The organism is Dactylosporangium sp. NPDC005572, from assembly GCF_040605515.1.
In the GTDB taxonomy this organism is placed as follows: Bacteria; Actinomycetota; Actinomycetes; order Mycobacteriales; family Micromonosporaceae; genus Dactylosporangium.
Genome location: NZ_JBEXCY010000445.1, coordinates 1 through 2,045, shown reverse-complemented (window position 1 = coordinate 2,045; position 2,045 = coordinate 1). Strand labels below are relative to the sequence as shown.

Sequence of the window (2,045 nt, the reverse complement as noted above, 5' to 3'; positions counted from 1 at the left end):
GTCGACCCAGTGCCTCGCCGAGTTCCTCGCGGCTGTATCGGCCGCACCCGATGCCGCGGCGGCGACCCTGGTCGCCGCTGAGCGGGCTGCTCGCGCGTTGGAGTGCGAGGTCGGCGTTGTGCTTAGACGTGACGGTCAGGTCAGCTCGGTCGGCTTCCCCGTCGGCAGACTACCGCTGGCCGAGATTGCCGAGGTCATCAACCGGCGAAAGGCAAAGCTCGACGTTCCAGGCGCGGGCAGTTGCCACACGGTGGTAGTGCCGTTGGACTGCCGTTCGCTCGGGCATCTCGTGGTTGCTCGCTCGGGTGATGATGGGTTCAGCGTCGACGAGGTCAGCCTCGTGCGGAGCATGGCCAGAGTGCTCGACCTGGCCCTCGGCACGATGAGGACCCTCGAAGCCCGGCAGCGGGCCCGTGAGGAACTCGACCGTATCTTCACTCTGTCGCGCGCCCTGATCTGTACGGCTGGCTTCGACGGCTACTTCAAGCGGGTGAACCCCGCGTTCGAGCGAACCCTCGGGTACTCCACCAGGGAACTGTTGGAGCGGCCCTTCATCGAGTTCGTGTACGAGGAGGATCGGGAACGCACCGCCGCTGAGACGAGGGCCCTGGCTGAGGGGCACGAGACAATCAACTTCCAGAACCGGTACCGCTGCAAGGGTGGCTCGCCGCGCTGGCTGGAGTGGATCGCGCTCGGCGTACCGGAGCAGGGCCTGATCTACGCGAGCGCGCGCGATGTCACGGAGCGCAAGCAGTTCGAGGCCGAACGGGAGCGGCGAGAGGAGGTTCTGCGGCGCTCGCAGGAACAGCTGGCCCGCCTATATGCCGAGTTCCGCCGCATCGCCGACGAGCAGACAGCGTTGCGGCGGGTGGCCACGCTCGTGGCCCGTGGGGCACCGCCGGATCTCGTGTTCACGGCGGTAGCCGAAGAGGTCGCCACGCTCTTTGGCGCCGACAACACGACGATCACACGGTTCGAGCCGGACGGGGAGGCGACACTCATGGGTAGCTACCCGCTCCCGTACGCCCACTACGGTTCACGCGGCAAACTCGACCCCTGCTCGGCCATGACGACAGTCCAGGCGACCAGCCGCGCGGCTCGCCGCGACGTGGACAACGCCAATCGGGCAAGACCACCCGGGGCCATCCCCGACGAGGCCCGCTCCGCGGTCGCCAGCCCGATCGTCGTGGAAGACCGCATCTGGGGCGCGATAGGCGTAGCAGCGCGACTCGAACGGCTACCCCAGGACACCGAACCCCGGCTGGCCGACTTCACCGAACTCATCGCGACCGCCATCGCCAACGCCGAAAGCCGCGCCGAACTCACCACATCGCGCGCACGCATCATCGCCGCCGCCGACCAGACCCGCCGCCGCATCGAACGGGACCTGCACGACGGCGCCCAACAGCAACTGGTCACGCTGGCGCTGCAGCTGCGCGCGGCGCAAGCGGCGCTACCGCCCGAGCTCGGCGAGCTCAACGCACAGCTCGATCACGCCGTCGCCGGGGCGACCGGGGCGATCGAGGAACTGCGCGAAATCGCGCGTGGCATTCACCCGGCGATCCTGACCGAGGGCGGCCTCCGTCCGGCGCTACGCGCGCTCGCCCGTCGCTCACCAATCCCGGTCGACCTGAACGTGCACGCGCACGCACGGCTGCCCGAACATATCGAGGTCAGCACCTACTACGTCGTCGCCGAGGCATTGACCAACGCGGCCAAGCACGCGCACGCCTCGGCCGTCGCGGTCACCGTCGAAACCACCGCCACCGACAGCGTCCTACGCGTCGCGGTCCGCGACGACGGTGTCGGCGGCGCCGACTTCACTCGCGGCACCGGCTTGCTTGGCCTCAACGACCGCGTCGAGGCGCTCGGCGGCCGAATCTCGCTCCAAAGTCCCCGAGGTGTGGGGACCACCCTACATATGGAGCTTCCGATCACCGCTGCGAATGGCGACGTCACCCGCCACCATCGATAGCACGACCTTTGGGAGTCACCGCCGACTGGCCAGCGATCCACTACCGCCGCCGCGGCCAGCTCATCCATCG

Annotated in this window: 1 protein-coding gene; it reads left to right on the top strand. The window is 68.6% G+C overall.

From position 1 onward, the window contains the following. Positions 1–1,975 (top strand): PAS domain S-box protein (locus ABZS66_RS61475; RefSeq protein ID WP_354774220.1); only part of this gene is annotated, 1,975 nt, incomplete at its 5' end. Positions 1,976–2,045: the final 70 nt, after the last annotated feature.